The 1358-nt window shown below is 71.9% G+C and carries 1 protein-coding gene; it reads left to right on the plus strand.

What is annotated here, in order from left to right; all coding sequences use genetic code 11:
- Positions 1-1255: IS701 family transposase (locus ABT245_RS45910; protein ID WP_351747130.1), on the plus strand; the 1255-nt coding region annotated here is incomplete at its 5' end.
- Positions 1256-1358: the final 103 nt, after the last annotated feature.

Genomic DNA, 1358 nt, shown 5'->3' on the forward strand with positions numbered 1-1358 from the left:
TCTCCGGTCGGAGTTAGCCGGGTTCGTGGCGGATGTGTTCGCTTCGGTGCCGCGGCGGGATCAGCGGGCGAAGGGTGACTGCTACCTGCGCGGGTTGATGCTGGAGGGACGGCGCAAGTCGGTCCAGCCGATGGCGGAGCGGCTGCCGGACGGCAACGAGCAGAACCTGCAGCAGTTCGTGAACCAGTCCACGTGGGATCCGGTGCCGGTGCGGCGGCGGATCGCCGAGCGGCTGGTGCCGAAGATCGGCCCGGACGCCTGGGCGGTCGACGACGTGTCGTTCCCCAAGGACGGCAGGATGTCGGTCGGCGTCGCGCACCAGTACTGCGGTGCTTTGGGCAAGCAGGCCAACTGCCAGGTCGCGGTGAGCGTGCACGCGGTCTCCGACACGGCCTCGTGCCCGCTGAACTGGCGGCTGTTCCTGCCCAGGGAGTGGGCCGTGGACCCGGCACGCCGCCGTGTCACGCGGGTGCCGCAGGGCCTGGGGCACCGGGAGAAGTGGCGGCTGGCGCTGGAGGCTCTGGACGAGCTGGCCGGGTGGGGGCTGACCCCGCCGGTGGTGGTGGCCGATGCCGGATACGGACAGAACGCCGACTTCCGCCACGCGGTGGCCGAGCGGGGCATCCCCTGGGTGGTCGGCATCCGTGGGGATCTGACCGTCCACCCGCACGATGCGGCGCCCGCCGTCCCGCCCTGGTCCGGCAACGGCCGCAAACCCCAGCCCCGCTACCGGCAGCCGCCGGTAGCAGTGGCGGAGCTGGCCACCCGGGCCGGGCCGGAGGCGTTCGATGAGGTGACCTGGCGGGAGGGTTCGCGCGGGCCGATGACGTCCCGGTTCCTTGCCGTACGCGTGCGGCCGGCCGGGGTGCGCTCGCGCCGGCTGGCCCAGGCCGCCGCGGTGGCCGGGCACGACCGCTGGGACGGTGTGCTGCCCGAGGTGTGGCTGCTGGCCCAATGGCCCGACGGCGACAACGAACCGACCCGGTTCTGGCTGTCCGACCTGCCCGAGGACACCCCCATCCCGGAGCTGGTCCGCCTGGCAAAGATCCGCTGGCGCATCGAGCACGACTACCGCGAACTCAAGCACGGCCTGGGCCTGGACCACTTCGAAGGCCGCTCCTGGGGCGGCTGGCACCACCACGCCACCCTGGTCACCGCCGCCCACGCCTTCCTCACCGAGCAGCGGCTGGCCCCAAAAGCCGACACACCGGACTCACCCTCTACCAGATCCTCGACGCCCTCCAGGACCTCCTGAACTGCTGGACCGGCACCTGCGCCACCTGCCACCAGCCCCTGCCCCACACCCGAACCAGACACCGATCAGCCAGAACCACACCGACCTAACGGAGCCCTACTAG

Origin of the sequence: Streptomyces sp. NPDC001508, from assembly GCF_040298665.1 — a bacterium.
Lineage (GTDB): Bacteria > Actinomycetota > Actinomycetes > Streptomycetales > Streptomycetaceae > Streptomyces.